Annotated in this window: 12 protein-coding genes; 4 read left to right on the top strand and 8 right to left on the bottom strand. The window is 64.0% G+C overall.

Features of this window, described 5'->3' with window-relative positions; all coding sequences use genetic code 11:
- Positions 1-578: 578 nt before the first annotated feature.
- The 4 genes from JC607_RS25530 to JC607_RS20055 all read left to right on the top strand — a co-directional run bounded on the left by JC607_RS25530 (position 579) and on the right by JC607_RS20055 (position 4,156).
- Complete coding sequence (locus JC607_RS25530) at positions 579-1,223, top strand: hypothetical protein (RefSeq protein ID WP_233093040.1); 645 nt, start codon at positions 579-581, stop codon at positions 1,221-1,223.
- A gap of 228 nt (positions 1,224-1,451) precedes the next feature.
- Entirely contained in the window at positions 1,452-2,285 is an 834-nt protein-coding gene (locus tag JC607_RS20065; RefSeq protein ID WP_198838608.1) for a hypothetical protein, read from the top strand.
- Positions 2,286-2,355: 70 nt separating this feature from the next.
- Complete coding sequence (locus JC607_RS20060; RefSeq protein WP_198838607.1) at positions 2,356-3,006, top strand: TetR/AcrR family transcriptional regulator; 651 nt, start codon at positions 2,356-2,358, stop codon at positions 3,004-3,006.
- On the top strand, positions 2,999-4,156 hold the full coding sequence (locus JC607_RS20055; RefSeq protein ID WP_198838606.1) for a DUF418 domain-containing protein: 1,158 nt from the start codon (positions 2,999-3,001) through the stop codon (positions 4,154-4,156). Before JC607_RS20060 ends, JC607_RS20055 begins: the two co-directional genes overlap by 8 nt.
- A gap of 160 nt (positions 4,157-4,316) precedes the next feature.
- On the opposite strand, the gene JC607_RS20050 is transcribed toward JC607_RS20055, so the two are convergent.
- The 8 genes from JC607_RS20050 to JC607_RS20015 all read right to left on the bottom strand — a co-directional run bounded on the left by JC607_RS20050 (position 4,317) and on the right by JC607_RS20015 (position 16,780).
- Positions 4,317-6,092, bottom strand: coding sequence for an ABC transporter ATP-binding protein (locus tag JC607_RS20050; protein WP_198838605.1), 1,776 nt, complete (start codon positions 6,090-6,092; stop codon positions 4,317-4,319).
- A complete protein-coding gene (locus tag JC607_RS20045; RefSeq protein WP_233093039.1) occupies positions 6,085-7,164 on the bottom strand; it encodes a HAMP domain-containing sensor histidine kinase in 1,080 nt (359 codons plus the stop codon). Before JC607_RS20045 ends, JC607_RS20050 begins: the two co-directional genes overlap by 8 nt.
- Entirely contained in the window at positions 7,154-7,852 is a 699-nt protein-coding gene (locus tag JC607_RS20040) for a response regulator (RefSeq protein WP_198838604.1), read from the bottom strand. Before JC607_RS20040 ends, JC607_RS20045 begins: the two co-directional genes overlap by 11 nt.
- A complete protein-coding gene (locus tag JC607_RS20035) occupies positions 7,849-10,959 on the bottom strand; it encodes a multidrug efflux RND transporter permease subunit (RefSeq protein ID WP_198838603.1) in 3,111 nt (1,036 codons plus the stop codon). The genes JC607_RS20040 and JC607_RS20035 overlap by 4 nt, the downstream gene beginning before the upstream one ends.
- 11 nt (positions 10,960-10,970) lie before the next feature.
- A complete protein-coding gene (locus JC607_RS20030) occupies positions 10,971-12,146 on the bottom strand; it encodes an efflux RND transporter periplasmic adaptor subunit (protein WP_198838602.1) in 1,176 nt (391 codons plus the stop codon).
- A gap of 185 nt (positions 12,147-12,331) precedes the next feature.
- Entirely contained in the window at positions 12,332-13,666 is a 1,335-nt protein-coding gene (locus JC607_RS20025; protein ID WP_198838601.1) for an efflux transporter outer membrane subunit, read from the bottom strand.
- Between the two features lies 1 nt (position 13,667).
- Positions 13,668-15,596, bottom strand: coding sequence for a MacB family efflux pump subunit (locus JC607_RS20020; RefSeq protein ID WP_198838600.1), 1,929 nt, complete (start codon positions 15,594-15,596; stop codon positions 13,668-13,670).
- On the bottom strand, positions 15,590-16,780 hold the full coding sequence (locus JC607_RS20015; protein WP_198838599.1) for an efflux RND transporter periplasmic adaptor subunit: 1,191 nt from the start codon (positions 16,778-16,780) through the stop codon (positions 15,590-15,592). Before JC607_RS20015 ends, JC607_RS20020 begins: the two co-directional genes overlap by 7 nt.
- Positions 16,781-16,996: the final 216 nt, after the last annotated feature.

Raw genomic sequence — 16,996 nt, 5'->3', positions numbered from 1 at the left:
TCCTCTCCATAGAATGGGTCAAGCCATGGGGAATCAAATCACCATAGCCGTATCATTACACCATTGTTGATAGCAATGATTATTTGTCGTATTGACGGCAGATCATCGCTCCATAAGGGTGGATAGCCCAAGACTGTGGCAAATCAAAGCAATGACGGGGCTTCGTCCGAAACATGGTGAAGATGCGCCTGCTACCCTGTGTTGTCGCGATCATGGTGAGTTGCTCCTCCGCCTCGGCATCATGTGATCCTCCCGAACGGCCATGGTTGCCAAGCGACCCCTCCGACGTACGCGCCTATGCCGATCTGATCCGGGAGGACTTCGAGGGCTACATCTCCGCAGTGCAGGAGTACTTTCGTTGCCTTGATGCCGAGCGCGCCCGGGCCTTCTCAGAGGCGCAGGAGGTCAGTCAGGACTATGGTCGCTTCCAGAGCGTGGTGGGACACTGAGGCGAAGATCGGACGCGCCAACCACATGACAAGCAATGCAAGAATGTTGCATTCAATAATGGTGCATCGTAGCGATAGGGGGTAGCTGAGTGAGTCGCCTTCATGTACCCTGCCCTTCGAACCACCGTTTTGACAGCCTCTCTGGCCCTGACCGTCGCAGTATCGAGCCCTGACCCCGTTCAGGCACAGACCTACCAGATCGACTGCGCCATCCTTCTGTGCCTCGCTGGCGGATGGCCAGGCTCGGCCCCCTGTGCGCGGGCCCGCGCCGAGTTCATTCGCCGCATCACGCCCTGGCCGGTCGAGCCGCCCCTGCAAATCTGGCGCTGCCCGATGGGCGCATCCTTTGGCGGCGCTGCGTCGCCCAGCCCGATGGAACGGCTCTATGACATTGCGTTCCGGGAGCCGCAGGAAAACGCTCGGCCCACTCCTGCCGAGGCTGTGCCCGGGTTGATCCTCGCGCAAGCTCAGGAGCAGGCCGATATCGACATCTCCGGCGATGCCTTCGACTTCGTGCGCAGCATCCGGGTCTACCACATCCAGTTCAGTCAGCATCAGAACCGCGATGGCGACTGTATCCGCAGCGATTCCACCCGTCTCGGCTCCTATGGCACCCAAGGCGACTATGGCTGGGCAAGATCCTCTGTTGCCGCTGTCCCAGAAGCCTCTGACCTCGCGGTGCCCGAGCATTGCGGCAGCTATTCCTGGCGCTCGGTCTTCGTGGACTGGCGCGATCATGCCGGGAACTATGGATCGGAAGAGGTGCGCTATTGAAAAGCCGCCGGGGCATTGCGGCCCCGGCGGCTCTCTGTGTCGGGGACGTTCGATCCCCTTTTTGAAGACGACGCCAGACCAAAGGTCCAACACCAAAACCTCAAAGAACACTCACCTAGCCAGAGTGTTCTAGACCATCCTTTGAGGTTGCGCAACCAATAATGTTCTATTGTTTGCGATGGTGATGTATTGCTGTGGGCCTGGCGCGTCGTATCGGAGACGACGACCATGGAACTCACCACTGGCGCCATCCTTCGCCTCATCACCAACACCGACCTCTCCTGCGCCGCACACAAGCTTGCGACACTCATTCTCGACGGCATCTCCTGGAAGGAAGGCTACAACGGCCTGCCCCTTGGCACCGCCGCCTTCACCCTGAGCGATCTCGCCGAACGGATGGATGTCTCGCGGCAGCATCTGCACAGCCTGCTGACGGAGCTGGCGGCTTCCGGGCTGCGCCTCCTGCGATGCCGAGGAAAGGGCAGGTTCGCGCCCTGGCTCTTCCGGTTCGGGTGCTGCGATGAGCCGGATCTCGACGATGAGATGTCAACCACAGCTGACATCTCGCCTTATATAAGAGATTCAAACAAAAATGTATTTCATGGAACAATCATGGTGGATCGAGACAATCCGGACGTGACAGCGCAATGGATGGGGTTGATCAGGGAGGCCAAGGCCGCCCTGCCCTGCCGTACGGCAAACAGTCGGCATATCTGGGAGCGGTTCCGGGAGTTCAATCGCCGGCGTGGCCATGAGTCTGTGCCTGCTGGGTATTTGTTGGGGTTCATGCGGAATTGGCGAGGCTGTGACGTTTCTCGAACCGACACGGTTTCCGAAGCCAGCAGAGCAATCACGCCGCAGGAAAACCAGATGCGGCAGCTGATGGCGCCAGCTCCGTTCATCAACCGATATTTTCACGAAAGCGATTTGAAACGGGCGGTCGGCGAGGAACGCTATGAAGAGCGCGTGAGAGATCTGCGCAACAAGTTCGGGTGTTCCCGGCTCCAGGCGCAGATGGTGGCGCACGGTATGGCCGTCGCGGCGGGCACGATCCTACGATGATGTTTCATTGCGCCTGTAATCTCTTCGTAAACCCTGCACGCAAAGCTTGCAGCGTGCAAACCATTGAACTATGGGCGGATATGATCTAAATGAGAGTAAATACTCTGGTTTAGATCACATGCGAAAACCCAATCCAGCCAGTCAGGCCGCGCAGCGAGCCCATCTTATCGACGCCGCAAGGCGCTGCTTCTCCCGGTCCGGGTTTGACGGTACCAGCACCGAGGCTGTTCGCCGTGAGGCAATGACCAGTTCGGGCAAGCTGTTTCACTACTTCCCGACCAAACAGGCGCTGATCGAGGCGGTAGTGGCGCTTGACACTGCGGCCACGATCGAATGGCTGACGGCGCTGCGGGACCAGCAGGATGCCGGCCTGGCCCTTCGGCAGCTGCTGTCGGATGTGGTGGCGACGGCTGCCGATACCGAGGGCCGCCGCCTGGTCCTTGAAATTTCCGCTGCCGCTGCGCGAGATGCGACGATTGCAAAGCTCAGCGGTGAGGCCGGCCGGGCCATGAGAGCGGCGCTTTCCGCGCTGATCGACCGACAGGATCCGCCATTCGCACTGCCTCAGGGCCAAATGGTGGCGCTGCTGTCCACCTGGATTGACGGTGTCTTCAGCCGCGCGGCCACCGATCCCGGATTTGCCCCCCAGATGATGACGGCCAGCATTCACGCCCTGCTGGCCAGGCTGCAACAAAACTTCAGGAACGATACCGATGTCTGAACGGATAGACACCATAGATGCCGTGCGCGGCTTTGCCCTTGCCGGAATTCTTGTCGTCAACAGCATGGTCTTCGCCTCGACCTGGTATGGCAGCGGACTGCCTTCACCCGATGCAAGCACCCTCGACAAGCTGATCGAAGGCGTGATCTCGGCACTGTTCGAGCTGAAATTCTATCTGCTCTTCTCGTTCCTGTTCGGCTATTCGGTGACCTTGCAGATGCAATCGGCCGCGCGCGCCGGAGCGGGCTTTCTGCCGCGTATGCTGCGCCGGCAGGCGGGTCTGTTCGTGATAGGGGCACTGCATGCCGTGGTCCTGTTTCACGGCGATATTCTTACCACCTATGCGGTTCTGGGCCTGATCCTTCTGGCGCTTCGCAAGCGCGGCGACCGGCTTCTGATCGGGCTGGCGGTGGTGCTGATTGCGGCAACGGCGCTGTTCTGGCTGGGCATCGCCATATGGCAGGCCGGCCTGCCGTCGCTCGACCAGACCGATATCGCGCGGGACAGGATCCTTGCTGCGGCCGTGACCTGGCGTGGTACGACCGCCGAAATCGTTGCGGCCCATATCGGCGCGTTGCAGGATTTCCTGCCGCTGCTATTGCTTTTGCAGGCCCCGACGGCGCTGGCCATGTTTTTGCTGGGCTATGTCGCGGGCCGAAGAGAGCTGTTCGCCCATCTGGATAGCCTCCGGCAGAACTGGAAGGGGACGGTGATGTGGGCTGGCCTGCTTCTCGGCCTGCCCGGCGCTCTCGCCTATGCGGCGGGTGCCACGCTGGCGCCGGGAAGCTATTTTGAAACCGCCGGGCTGGCGCTGTCCATCGTCACCGCGCCCTTCCTTTCCGCCGCCATGGTGTTTGGGGTGGTGCAGATCCTGCGGCACCCTGCCGCCACCGGACTGCATACGCTGCTGGCTGCGGCGGGGCGCATGGCGCTGACCAACTATCTGCTGCAATCGCTGCTGCTTGCGCTGGTGTTTCATGGTTATGGACTGGGCCTGGTCAACCGGCTTTCACTGGCTCAGGTGCTACTGGTGGGTGCCGTGATCTTCGGCCTGCAACTGGTTCTGAGCAAACTCTGGCTGTCCCGCTTTCGCTATGGACCGCTAGAATGGCTGCTGCGCGCGCTCACCCGGTTCTCTTTCTCGCCGTAACCGGGCCGGGCGCGCCCGGCTGTCCACAAATCCCTCGCCCGATGCGGTGTCGGTCCCGGTGGCGGGAGCGGAGGCCGCATCCCGAACCGGAACCATTCGCTTCCTGATCCCGAGCTATCAAACGACTGGACGATCTTATAGCCCGCGCCTGTCCGCGCAATTATCCCCCGCTGCCAACCAGCCCGGCGTAGACGCCGCTTTGCGCCACCAGTGTCTCGTGGGTTCCACTCTCGACCACCCGGCCATTTTGCATCACCACGATCAGGTCGGCTTCGCGGATGGTCGAGAGCCGATGGGCAATCGTGATGGTCGTGCGGCCTTTGGACATAGCCTCAAGGGCAAGTGACATTGCGCGTTCGGTTTGGGTATCCAGCGCGCTTGTCGCCTCATCCAGCAGCAGGATCGGCGGATCGCGGAGGATGGTGCGGGCCAGCGCGAGGCGCTGCTTTTCACCACCAGAAAAGCGATAGCCGCCCTCGCCGACCAGCGTATCATAGCCCTGCGGCAGGGACGCGATATGGTCGTGGATCTGCGCCACCCGTGCGGCGGCGATCATCTCCGCCTCCGTGGCGTCGGGGCGGGCGAAACGCAGGTTTTCGGCGACCGAGGCATGCAGCAGATAGGGTTCCTGTGACACCACGCCCAGCATCTGAGACAGCGTATCAAAACTCAGATCGCGCAGATCCACCCCGTCGAACCGGATCGCGCCCGCATCCACATCGTAAAGCCGCGCCAGCAGATAGCCGAGCGTGGTCTTGCCCGAGCCCGTCGGCCCCACGATGGCGATATGGCTGCCTGCCGGAATGGTCAGGCTGACATCATTCACCGCCGGGCCGCGACCATCGGCATAGGAAAAACGGACATTCTCCAGCCGGACCTCGCCCCGCATCGCATCCCGCGCGACGGTCACAGGCTCGGAGCGCTCGGTGATCTCGACCGGCTTGTCGATATACTCAAAGATCCGGGCAAATAGCGCGCGGGTCTTGCGCATATCACGCCCGATTTCCAGCAATTGCTCGAAGGGCCACAACAGCTGTTCCTGCAAGGCGATCATCGCCACCAGCGTGCCGATACTGGCCGGATTGTCCCCAAGCATGAGGAAACCACCGGCAAGCAACGTCAGCGCCGGCAGAGTCGCCAGGGCAAAGCCGATCAGCGACCACTGCCATTCGCCCGCCGCATGCGATCTGACCTCCAGCCGCGCCAGATCGCGGGAAATGCTGGTAAACCGCTCGGTCAGCGAGGGGCCGCGCGCCATGGTTCGGGCGAGGATAATGCCCGAGGTCGAAAGCGTCTCCTGCACTGCGGCAGACATGTCGGCGGCGCGCTTTTGCTGCTCGAATGTCAGGGCCTCGCGCAACTGGGCGACGCGGGCGCTGATCAACACCGTCACCGGCACGATCAGCAGCACGAACAATGCCAACCGCCAGTCGAGAATGAAAATCGCCACCGCCGTCATCAGAACCGAGCTCAGCGAACGGCCAAGCTGGTTCGCGGTGTCGGTCATCAGCGATTGCAGCCCGGCAATGTCGCCAGCGATCCGCGATTGCACCTCGCCGCTGCGGGTGCCGGTGAAAAAGCGCAGCGACAGCGTCTGAAGGTGGGCATAGAGCCGGACACGCAGATCATGCAGGATCGCCTGACCGATGCGCGCGCTCATTACGACCTGCCAGGCACCGATACCCGCCGAGACAAGCGCCGCCGCAATCATACTCACGGCCAGCCAGACCAGCAGCGACAGATTCTGCTGCGGCAGGGCGGTGTCGATGATGGCGCGCAGCAGGAATGGCCCGGCAAGCCCGATGGCCGAGGCCAGCACCATCAGCACCGCCACCCCGGCAAGACGTTTGCCGTAGGGGGTGAAGAGGCTCAGCACACGGGCAATCGAGACGTGCCGTGCGGCCAAGTCGTCATAATCCTTGAGATCGTCAGTCATGGTGCTTTCCAAGTGTAGCAGAATGCCGCGGCAGGCGGATTTCGACCGTCAGGCCGGGGGTTTCGCGCGGTATGATCCGGGCTTCGCCGCCATGGGCGCGGGCGATAGCGCGCACAATTGGCAGGCCAAGACCCGAGCCGCCAAGGCTGCGGCCGCGCGACTCATCCGCGCGCCAGAAGCGATCAAAGGCGCGGGCATGGTTTTCGCCAGACAGCCCCGGCCCGGTATCTGAGCAGCGGAAGATCACCGCACCCGCTTCGGCCAGGGTCTCGACATGGACCTCGCTTTGCGGGGCATATCGGCGGCAATTGTCTAGCACAGCGACAAAAATCTGCCTGAGCCGCATCTGATCGGCCTCGACCGGGGCGGATGCCAGGCTGCGGGTGAGGTGGATGCCGGCAGCCGTCAGATCGGCCTCCTGGGTGGTCAGGGCGGCGGTAACCTCATCTGCGAGATCGAGGGGCCGGCAGTTCAGTTCCAGCTGCCCGGCAGTGCTGAGCGCAAGGGTGCGCAGCTCTTCGACGATGGCCGAGAGGTGGTCGACATGCGCGATCAGGCGGTCGTAGAGCTGCGGCGTCGGGTCAAAAACACCATCCGACAGCCCCTGCAAACGACCGCGCAGGATGGTCAGCGGCGTGCGCAACTCATGCGCGATGGCGGAATTGGAATAGGCCAGCTCGGTCTCGGCGCGCTCCAGGCGTTCTGCCATCAGGTTGAAGTCATCAAGCAGATCAGCTGCTTCGCGGAAACTGCCCCGGGGCAGTTCGGCGCGGGCCGAGAAATCGCCACTGGCGATCTGACGCGCGGCCCCCGCGACCGATTTCAGGGGGGTGACGATCCGCACCGCCAGCCGCCAGCCTATTCCCGAGGCGGTCAGCAGCCCGAAGGCCAGCAGCACCAGCACCATGACCGTGTCGGCGGTCCGCCACAGGGATTCAGAATCCGGGTCGGGATAGAGCCATTCATAGATGAAGAAGAAATAGACCATCAGGCCCACATAGACGACGGTCGCCGCAATCAGCGTCAGCGCGACAATCGTACGGCTGATGCGCGCATTCAGGTTAGCGGCCATGAGGTGCATCCAGGCGGTAGCCGATCCCGCGCACGCCTTCCAGCACATCCCCGGCCCCTGCTGTGGCAAGTTTGCGGCGCAGATTGCTGACATGGCTGTCAACGGTGCGATCCAGCGCGGCACTCTCGGGCAGGCAGGCATCGATCAGATCCCCCCGGCTGAAGGCACGGCCGGGATAGCGCGCCATATGGGCGAGGATGCGGAACTCGGTCGGCGTCAGGTCAAGGATGACTGGCGCGGGCCCGGCATCGATCATGGCGCGGTAGGCATCCGGATCAACAGTCAGCGGGCCAAGCCGCAACAGGTGATCCGCCCCCACCCCCCGCGTGCGGCGCAAAATGGCGCGGGCGCGGGCGACCACCTCCAGAGGGTTGAAGGGCTTGACCACATAATCATCCGCGCCGATCCGCAGCGCCTGGAGCTTATCGAGATCTTCGGCCAGCGCGGTGACCATGATCACAGGTGTCTGGCCGCGCCGCCGGATCGTGGCCAGCACCTCATAGCCGTCCTGGCCGGGCAGCTTGATATCGAGCACCACCAGATCGGGGCGCAGGCTCTGGTGATGCGCGAGCCCGGTGTTGCCATCGCGGGCCGAGATCACCCGAAACCCCTCGCGCGCAAAATAGCTTTCGAGGATTTCGGCAATCTCGGGCTCGTCCTCGACGATCAGGATCAGGGCGTCGCTCATAATTCGGCCTTTCCGGTCTGGTTGTCAGACGCCCTGCGCGTCAGGCGGCTGACCGTTACATAAAGCACCGGCACAAAGAAGATCGCCAGCACCGTTGCCGAGACCATGCCACCAAAGACACCCGTGCCGATGGCGTTCTGGATCTCGGACCCGGCACCGCGCGCCAACATCAGCGGCACTACGCCGAGGATAAAGGCAAGCGAGGTCATGATGATTGGGCGCAACCTCAGCTTTGCGGCCTGCAGCGTGGCGCGGCCAAGGCCCATGCCCCCTTCGCGCAGATGGCGGGCATATTCGACCATCAGGATCGCATTCTTGGCAGACAGGCCGATGATGGTGATCAGCCCGACCTTGAAGAACACGTCGTTATCCATACCCCGCAGCAGCACCGCCGCGACCGCCCCCAGAACGCCAAGCGGCACCACCAGCATCACCGAAAACGGCACCGACCAGCTTTCATAAAGCGCCGCCAGCACCAGGAAGACCACCAGCATCGAGGCCGCCATCAGCATCGGTGCCTGGCTGGCCGATTGCTTTTCCTGCAAGGATTGCCCGGTCCATTCCACGGCGAAGCCCCCGGGCAGCGCAGACGCCAGCCGCTCCATTTCAGCCATGGCGGCCCCGCTGGAAACCCCGCTGGCAGCAGAACCCGAGATGCGCGCCGCCGGATAGCCGTTATAGCGGGTCAGTTGCAGGGCGGTATCTTCCCAGACCGGGGTCACGACCTGCGACAGCGGCACCATCGCACCGTCAATGCTGCGGACCTCCAGCTTCAGCACGTCTTCGACATGCATCCGCGCGGGCGCATCGGCCTGGACGATAACCTGTTGCAGCCGCCCCTGATTGGGGAAGTCATTGACATAGGTTGATCCGATCGCGGTCGAGATCGTGTCGCTGACCGTGTCAAAGCGCAGGCCAAAAGCATGGGCCTTTTCGCGGTCGATCTTCAGCGCAATCGCCATGCCGTCGGGCAGGCCCTCGGACATGACACCCGACACCAGGGGGCTGGTCGCCGCCATCGCGATCAACCGATCCTCGGCGGCTTTCAGGGCGGCAGGCCCGGCATTGGCGCGATCCTCCAGCCGCAGCGAAAAGCCCGAGGTCGAGCCGAGCGATTCAATTGCTGGCGGTTTCATGATCATCGCCGTGCCTTCGGGAATATCCGCCATCGCGGCCTCGGCGGCTGCAATCTCGTCATCCACGCTGACCTTGCGATCGCTCCAGTCTTTCAGGCTGGTGAAGGACATCGCCGCATTCGGACCCGATCCCGAGAAGCCGAAGCCAAGGATTATGGTGTTTTCCGTAATATCGGGGCGGGTGGCGGTATGGGTCTCATAGGCCGCGATAACGGCGCGGGTACGCTCGGCAGTGGCACCGGCGGGCAGCTCGAACATGGCCATGAAGTTGCCCTGGTCTTCTTCAGGGACGAAAGAGGTCGGGATCCGCAGATAGCCATAGCCCATGGCCCCGATCAGCGCGGCATAGATCACCAGCATCCGCCCGCCGCGCCGAAGCGTCCAGCCGATCCAGCCGGTGTAGCGCCGGGTCAGCGCGTCGAAACGGCGGTTGAACCAGCCAAAGAAGCCCTTGCCCTCCCCGTGCGCGGTGACAGGTTTCAGGATTGTGGCACAAAGCGCAGGCGTCAGCGTCAGCGCAAGGAAGGCCGAGAACAGGATCGACACCGCCATGGACAGCGTGAACTGCCGGTAGATTGCGCCAACCGAGCCGCCCGCCAGCCCCATCGGGATGAAGACCGCCGCCAGAACCAGCGTGATGCCGATGATTGCGCCGGAAATCTCGCGCATGGCCTGCTGTGTCGCGGCCCGGGGCGAGAGGCCCTGGCGCGTCATGATCCGCTCGACATTCTCCACGACGACAATGGCATCGTCGACGATGATACCGATGGCCAGCACCATGCCGAACATGGTCAGCACGTTGATCGAATAGCCCGCCGCCCACATCACCCCGAATGTGCCCAGAAGCGCGACCGGGGCCACAATCGTCGGGATCAGCGTATAGCGGATCTTTTGCAGGAACAGCAGGATCACGAGGACGACCAGCGCCATGGCCTCAAGCAGCGTCTGGATCACCTTGGTGATCGAGACCTTCACGAAAGGCGCGGTATTATAAGAGATCGAGACCTCCATATCCTCGGGCATGGCAAGGCGAAGCTCGGCCAGTCTGGCCTCGATGGCGTCGGCTGTGCGCACCGCATTGGCGCCCGGCGACATCTGGATAGCCGCTGACGCCGCCCCTTTGCCATTGCTGCTGACGCTGAAGGCCATAGTCTGCGCGCCGATTTCCAGCCGCGCCACATCGCCCAGAACCAGGCGCGCGCCATCGGTGCTTGCGCGCAGCGGAATCGCGGCGAATGCCTCGGGCGAGGACAGCTGGCCCCGGATGGTCAGGGGGATGGAGACGCGGGTGCCGGGCACCGTCGGCTCTTGCCCAACCTGCCCAGGAGCTGCCTGGGCATTTTCACGCTGGATGGCCTCGGTCACATCCGTCATGGTGAGGCCGTAGGCGGCCAGTTTTGCAGGCTCCACCCAGACGCGCATCGCCCGCTCGGACCCGAATTGCTGCACCCGCCCGACGCCGGGAACGCGCTTCAGCTCTTCGGCGAGGTTGCGGGTCAGATAGTCGCCAAGGGTCAGCTCATCGGTCTTTCCTTCGCGCGAGCGCAGCGTGATCACCATCAGAAAGCCGGTATCCGCGGCCTCGACCCCAAGGCCCGCGCGGCGCACGGGGGCGGGCAGCAGCGCCTCGGCATTCTTCAGGCGGTTTTGCACATCGACCTGCGCCAGGTTGATATCGGTGCCGGGTTTGAAGGTGACCGAGATATTGGCACCACCCGTCGAATCCACGGTGGATTCGTAGTAAAGTACGTTCTTGACGCTGGAGAGTTCCTTTTCGATCGGGCGGATCACGCTGTCGCTGACGGTCTGCGCATCCGCCCCGGCATAGGTGGTGAAGATGCTGACGCTGGGCGGCGCGATATCGGGAAAGCGCGCAACCGGCAGCTGCGGGATCGCGACAACTCCGGCCAGCGAGATGAAGATCGCGATGACCCAGGCAAAGACCGGGCGGGTGATGAAGAATTGCGACATGGGCCGGTCTTTCAGGGCTGAGGAACAGAAGGCACCGCATCCGTCACCGGAGCATGTGCGGCAAGGATCGTGACCTGTATCGTGCTGCCATCAGGAACACGGTCCTGACCGCGGATCGCGACCCGCTCTCCGGCTGTAAGTCCCGAGGTGACCAGGATCCTGGTGCCGAGCCGGTCGCCGAGCCGGACATCGCACCGCCGCGCCTCTCCCTGATCGGAGACGACCACCAGCTGCGCAGTGCCGTCGCCTTTGCGCAAAACGGCATCCTCGGGGACCAGAAGCGCCCCGGCCTCCAGCCCGCGCGGCAAGGTGGCGCGCACGAACATTCCGGGCAGCAAGGCAAGGGTCGGGTTCGCGACCTCGACCCGGATCGAGGCATTTCCGGTGGCCGGATCCACGATCACATCCGAATATTTCAGCTGCCCTGTGAGGTCGCTGATGCCACCCGGTTGCTCGGATTTGATCCGGACCGGACCCAGCCCCTCTTCGGCGGCAAAGAGCAAGGCGTCGAGGTCTGCGGCAGGCACCCGCAGGTCGATATAGACCTTGTCCAGTTCCTGGAGTACCGCCAGCGGCTTTTCACTCCCGGTCGTCGCGAGTCCACCAATATCCGCAAGGCCTGCCGCCACATAACCGTCAACCGGCGATCGCAGCATGGAAAACTCCAGATCAAGTCGCTTGCGTTCGACTACGGCGCGGGCCTCGGCCACACTCGCTGTGGCCAGCAGCAGGTCATTGCGGGCGGTGTCGTTTTTCTCCCGGCTGACGGCATTGCGGTCAAGAAGCGCGTCAGAACGCGACACGACGGCGCGGGCGTGATCCTGTGCCGCCACGGCCCGGGCAAGCGCGGCCTCGGCCACGTCGAGATCCGCCTGCAAGGGCGCGGGATCGATGCGGAACAAGAGAGCGCCACTGGCAACCCTCGCCCCCTCCTCGACATGCCGCTCCAGGATCAGCCCGCCAACCTGCGGCCGGATCTCGACCCGGCGATAGGCGGCAACCCGGCCTGAGAGTTCCGCCTCCAGCACCACACGCTCGGGCTGGATAGGTTCGACGGAAAGCTGGATAGCGGGCTCATGTCCTTCCTCTCCGCCAGCAGCAACCTGGGGCCGGGCAAGGATGAAGAGGGCGACTGCTCCCGCCAGCATGGCAAGAAACAGCACGAGAAGAAGACTGCGGCGCGTCATGTCATGGTCCCTGACTTTTACAGGGCGCGCTATCGCATCAGTGCATCCACGAAATGCAGGGGTTTCGTGGAGTTTATGTGGAGGCCACTGGCAGGCTCTCCCGACAGTGCCTGAAATCCGGCAGTGACCGGCATCAGGCACGCTTTGCCCCGGCCCTTTGGCGGTGCGATTGGGACAGGATCGAGTTACCCACTGACCTCGGGGCTGGCCCCGAGGCTACGCAGCAGTTGCAGATCGGCCAGACGGCGGTCGAGATCGGCGGTATTAAGCGCGGATTGCGCGGCGCGTCGGCGCTCTTGTGCCTGCAATAGATCGCGCAAGGGGATCGCGCCCGCACCATATCGCAGCCCGGTCAGACGCTCCGCCTCCCGGGCGGCTGCCAGCGCGCGGGCCAGCTGGCCTTGCCGCTCGGCAATGCGTTCGCGTGATTTCAGCGCCAGATCGGTATCGCCGAAGGCCGCAAGCAGGCTTTGGCGGAAGGCGACGACGGCCTCCTCGTACTGCAATTGGGACACGAGGAGCGCGCGGCGCCCCGCGCCGGGATTGAGGAATGGCAGCGTCACCCCCACCCCAAGGGTCGACGCAGGATCGCGCAGGATCCGCCCCAGATCGGTGCTGCTGGTGCCGAGGCTGCCGGTCAGGGTGATCTGCGGGTAAAGCGCCGCCCTGGCCGCATCGACATCGCGCAGGCTGGCGCGCAGCCGCAGCTCTGCCGCCCGCAGATCGGGGCGGTTCGACAGCAGATCCGCGGGCAATCCCGCCGGAATCGAAAGCGCGGCCCGTACGCGCAGGGCCGTCGGTTCGGAGAATTCCCTGCCCGCGAGGATCTGCACCAGGCTGTTGCGCAAGACATCCCGCGCCTGGATCAGATCGGGGATCTGGGCGCGGGCCTCGGCCAGGGACTGATCCATCTGGGCGCGTTCCAGATCCGAGGCCGCACCGGAACTGACCTGGCGATCAACCAGCGCCGCAGTCTCGCGCAAGGTGGCGAGGTTCGTCTCGGCCTCGGCGATCCGCGCATTGGCATCGGCAAGCCGCCACCAGGCCTCGATGGCATTGGCGGTCACGGTCACCCGCGCGGTTTCCAGATCGGCGATGCTGGCGCGTGCCTCCAGCGCGGCGCGGTTGTTCTGCGCCAGCAGGCGGCCGCGCAGGTCGAGCTCATAGCTCGCGCCAAGGCTGGTGGAGTAGCTTTCGGTGCCACCGCTCCTGTTCGCCCCGACCGAGCCGGAAAGCTGCGGCCAAAGCGCGGCCCGCGCCTCGCCGGCCTGGATCATGGCGCGCTGCGCCCGCAGGCTGGCAGTCAGGATATCGGAGTTGGCGGCAAGCGCGGTCTGGACCAGCGCATCAATCCCGGGATCGCCAAAGGCGCGCCACCAGTCCTGCCCGGCATGACGCGAGGCCTCGGCCCCAGGCCAGCCGGGGGTGCCGGGCAGATCCGGGCGCTTATATTCCACCGGCACAGCACAGGCCGAGAGGGCAAGGGCGCTGACCAGAAGGCTTGCAAGGGGTTTTGTCATGTCAGCTCCGGTTCAGGGCTTCGATCGGGTCGAGGCGCGCGGCGTTCCGGGCGGGGAAGAAGCCGAAAATCAGGCCGATCCCACTTGCCGCAATCGTCGCCGTCAGAATGGCCTGAGGCGAGAAGACCAGCGGCGCCATATCGCGCAAAATCCAACCCGCGCCAAGCGCCAGCCCGATCCCGGCGGCCGCCCCCACGAGGCACAGCACCAGCGCCTCGATCAGGAATTGCGCCATGATGTCGAGCCTGCGCGCGCCGACCGCCATCCGCAGGCCGATCTCGGAAATCCGCTCGGTCACGGAGACCAGCATGATATTCATCACCCCGATGCCACCCACCACCAGCGCAATCCCGGCCACGGCGGAAATCAGCAGGGCCAGCGTGCCAAGCGAAGCCTCGGCGGCACGGCGCAGCTGATCATTGTTGAAGACAAAGAAATCCTTCACCCCATGCCGCGTCAGCATCACCGCCGTGATTGCACCTTCGGCCTGGGCCGAATCTGTGCCATCACGCAGCCGCACCACAATCGCGCTCAGCCTGCCTGCGCCTGAGATCCGGGTTGTGACCGCCGTATGCGGCATGAAGAGCTCAAGCGATTGCCCGGCATCCCTGCTCCGCGCGACAATGCCGATCACCTTTGCCGGAAACTGATCGAACATCAGGCTTTGACCAAGCGCGCTGCCACCCGGAAAGAACCGCTCGGCGGTGGTGGCGTCGATCACCGCGACCGGGGCGCGTGCCGCCAGATCAGAGGCATCAAACATCCGCCCCGCAACCAGCGCGCGGCCCCGCACATCCAGAAAATCCGGGCCGACGCCCGAGATGCTGACATTCAGCGACTGATTGCCCACGCGCCCCCGGGCAGAGGTCTGCACCACCGGCGAGGCCGACTGGACATAGGGCTGCGCCGAAAGCGCCAGGGCATCACCTGCGACAAGGGTGCGCAACTGGTCGGCTTTTTCGTCCCCCCAGCCAGTGCCGGGATAGATTTCCAGCGTGGCGGTGCCAAGCCCGTCCAGCTGCGCCGACATTTGCCGTCGAGACCCCTCGCCAAGGGCCGTCACCGCGACCACTGCCGCAATGCCGATCACGATGCCAAGCATGGTCAGCATGGCCCGCAAAGGCCGTGCAATCAGCGCGGCCAGCGCCATGTGACCGGCATTGGCCAGAAGCGTAAGCGGATTACCACGTCGCGCGGGCAGGGCAATCCGCCCGGTCGCAGGCTGGTCCGGCATTTGGTCGCCGGTCTTGCGGTCGGCGATGATCCGGCCTGCCTGCATCTCGATCACCCGGCCGGCCTGGGCGGCAAGGCGCATATCATGGGTCACGATGATGATCGTGTGGCCCGCCCGGTTCAGCTCGTGCAGGAACTCCATCACCACCCGCGCGCTTTCGGGATCCAGCGCGCCGGTCGGCTCATCGGCCAGAATGACCTCACCGCCATTCATCAGCGCCCGCGCGATGGAGACGCGCTGTTGCTGGCCGCCCGACATCTGGTTCGGATAGTGGCTGAGCCGGTCGCCAAGACCCAGCCGCGTCAGCAGGCTCCGCGCCCGCTCGGCCCGCGCGGCGGTCCCCAGGCCGTCATAGATCGCCGGAACCTCGACATTTCCCTGCGCGGTCAGGCCCGGCATCAGGTGATAGCGCTGGAAGATGAACCCGAAATGGCGCCGCCGCAGCCGCGCCAGGTCATCGGGGCCAAGGCGGGCGGTATCCTCGCCCGCGATGATGCAGCGCCCGGCATCGGGGCGGTCCAGACAGCCCAGAACATTCATCAGCGTCGATTTTCCCGAACCCGAGGCCCCGGTGATGGCCACCATCTCACCCGCATGGATCGTCAGGCTGACACCATCCAGGGCGCGCAGCACCTGATCCCCCAGCCGGAAGCTGCGGGTGATGTCTTCGACAGCGATCAGAGGGGCGCTTACCACAGGCCCATTTCCATCGGGGCCACGTCACTGACAGGCAGGACAACTTCATCGCCGGGCGCAAGGCCTTCGAGCACCTGAACCCGTTCCCCATCACTCAATCCGGTGCGGATCTGACGCACCACCGGGCCAGCCCTTGTCATTACCTCGACCTCATAGGCGCCGTCCGGCCCTGCAGCCCCGAGCGCAGATACAAGGATCAGGGGAACATCCCTGACTTGCGCCCGCACAAGCCGCACCTCGGCAGTCATCAGAGGGCGCAACCGCCCATCCGGGTTCGGGACGGTGAAACGGCCATTGAAGTAGATCGCCGGGCGAGTGGTCTGGGTGGCGCTGGCGTCGGCGGTCAGCTGCGCGAGATAAGCAGTGGGGGCCGGATCCACTTCGGCCAAATGCGCCTCATAGCGGGTCTGATCGCCACCCATCAGGGTGAACCAGACATCCTGTCCCGGGGTCACCCGGGCGATATCGGCCTCGGATATTTCGACCTTGACTGTCATCTGATCGAGCCGCGCGATGACGGCGATGGTCGGGGCGGCCTGAACCGCGCTCAGCGTCTGGCCCGCCCGGGTTGCGATGGCGATCACGGTGCCGCTGATCGGCGCGGTGATCGCAGTATAGCCAAGATTGACCCGCGCGGTTTCAACCTCGATCCGGGCGCGGGTGATCTGGGCCTCAAGTGCGGCTATATTGGCCTTGGCGGCCAGCCAGGCGGCCTCGGCCTGTTCGAAATCGCTGGTCGAGGTGGCGCGGCCTTTCAGAAGTTCCTGCTGACGGCGAAAGGTCAGTTCTGCCTGACGGGCCTGTGCGACCTGTGCGTCACGCTGCGCCTCGGCGGCGGCAAGCCCGCTTTCGGCAGCGGCCAGCGCGTTTTGCTGCGGCGCGCTGTCGATCTCGGCCACCGGATCGCCGGCGCTGACCTGCTGGCCTGGCTTCACATGCAAAACCCGGATCTGGCCCGAGACCTGCGCGCCCACGGCCACCACCTCAACCGGCTCGATCACGCCCTGCACGGTGATCGCATCTTCGATACTGCCGAGGACCACTTTGGTCGTCAACCGCGGCGGCGGTTCCGCCTCGCGCGGGACAAGGGCCCAGATCCCCACAACTGCCACAAGCGCCAGACTGCCGCGCCAAATCCATTTCCGCACAGTCACCACGGCCTTCTGATTGTTCCATTCGGGCATCTGATGGCAATTCCTGCAGATTGCAGCAAGACTTGGTGGAGGAATGATGGAGATCTGCCCAGAGACATCACGAGAGCTTTACCGTTTCTGTTCAATGCGATGCCCGGGCAGTGCGGAAACCGGAGGAACATAATGACCAGTCTCAACCAGAAAGTCGTTGGGGTGACTGGCGCAGGCAGGGGTCTTTGCGCGGCGTTCGACCTGTCACTTGCGGAA

Origin of the sequence: Paracoccus sp. IB05 (assembly GCF_016405985.1) — a bacterium.
Classification (GTDB): Bacteria; Pseudomonadota; Alphaproteobacteria; order Rhodobacterales; family Rhodobacteraceae; genus Pseudogemmobacter.
Note: the sequence above shows the minus strand (reverse complement) of the source record. Positions and strands in the feature narration are given on the sequence as shown.

Bases quoted from the DNA above. Each gene is read 5' to 3' on its own strand.
- JC607_RS20065 (WP_198838608.1), top strand. From the start codon at position 1,452: ATGGAACTCACCACTGGCGCCATCCTTCGCCTCATCACCAACACCGAC.
- JC607_RS20060 (WP_198838607.1), top strand. From the start codon at position 2,356: ATGGGCGGATATGATCTAAATGAGAGTAAATACTCTGGTTTAGATCAC.
- JC607_RS20055 (WP_198838606.1), top strand. From the start codon at position 2,999: ATGTCTGAACGGATAGACACCATAGATGCCGTGCGCGGCTTTGCCCTT.
- JC607_RS20050 (WP_198838605.1), bottom strand. From the start codon at position 6,092: ATGACTGACGATCTCAAGGATTATGACGACTTGGCCGCACGGCACGTC.
- JC607_RS20045 (WP_233093039.1), bottom strand. From the start codon at position 7,164: ATGGCCGCTAACCTGAATGCGCGCATCAGCCGTACGATTGTCGCGCTG.
- JC607_RS20040 (WP_198838604.1), bottom strand. From the start codon at position 7,852: ATGAGCGACGCCCTGATCCTGATCGTCGAGGACGAGCCCGAGATTGCC.
- JC607_RS20035 (WP_198838603.1), bottom strand. From the start codon at position 10,959: ATGTCGCAATTCTTCATCACCCGCCCGGTCTTTGCCTGGGTCATCGCG.
- JC607_RS20030 (WP_198838602.1), bottom strand. From the start codon at position 12,146: ATGACGCGCCGCAGTCTTCTTCTCGTGCTGTTTCTTGCCATGCTGGCG.
- JC607_RS20025 (WP_198838601.1), bottom strand. From the start codon at position 13,666: ATGACAAAACCCCTTGCAAGCCTTCTGGTCAGCGCCCTTGCCCTCTCG.
- JC607_RS20015 (WP_198838599.1), bottom strand. From the start codon at position 16,780: ATGCCCGAATGGAACAATCAGAAGGCCGTGGTGACTGTGCGGAAATGG.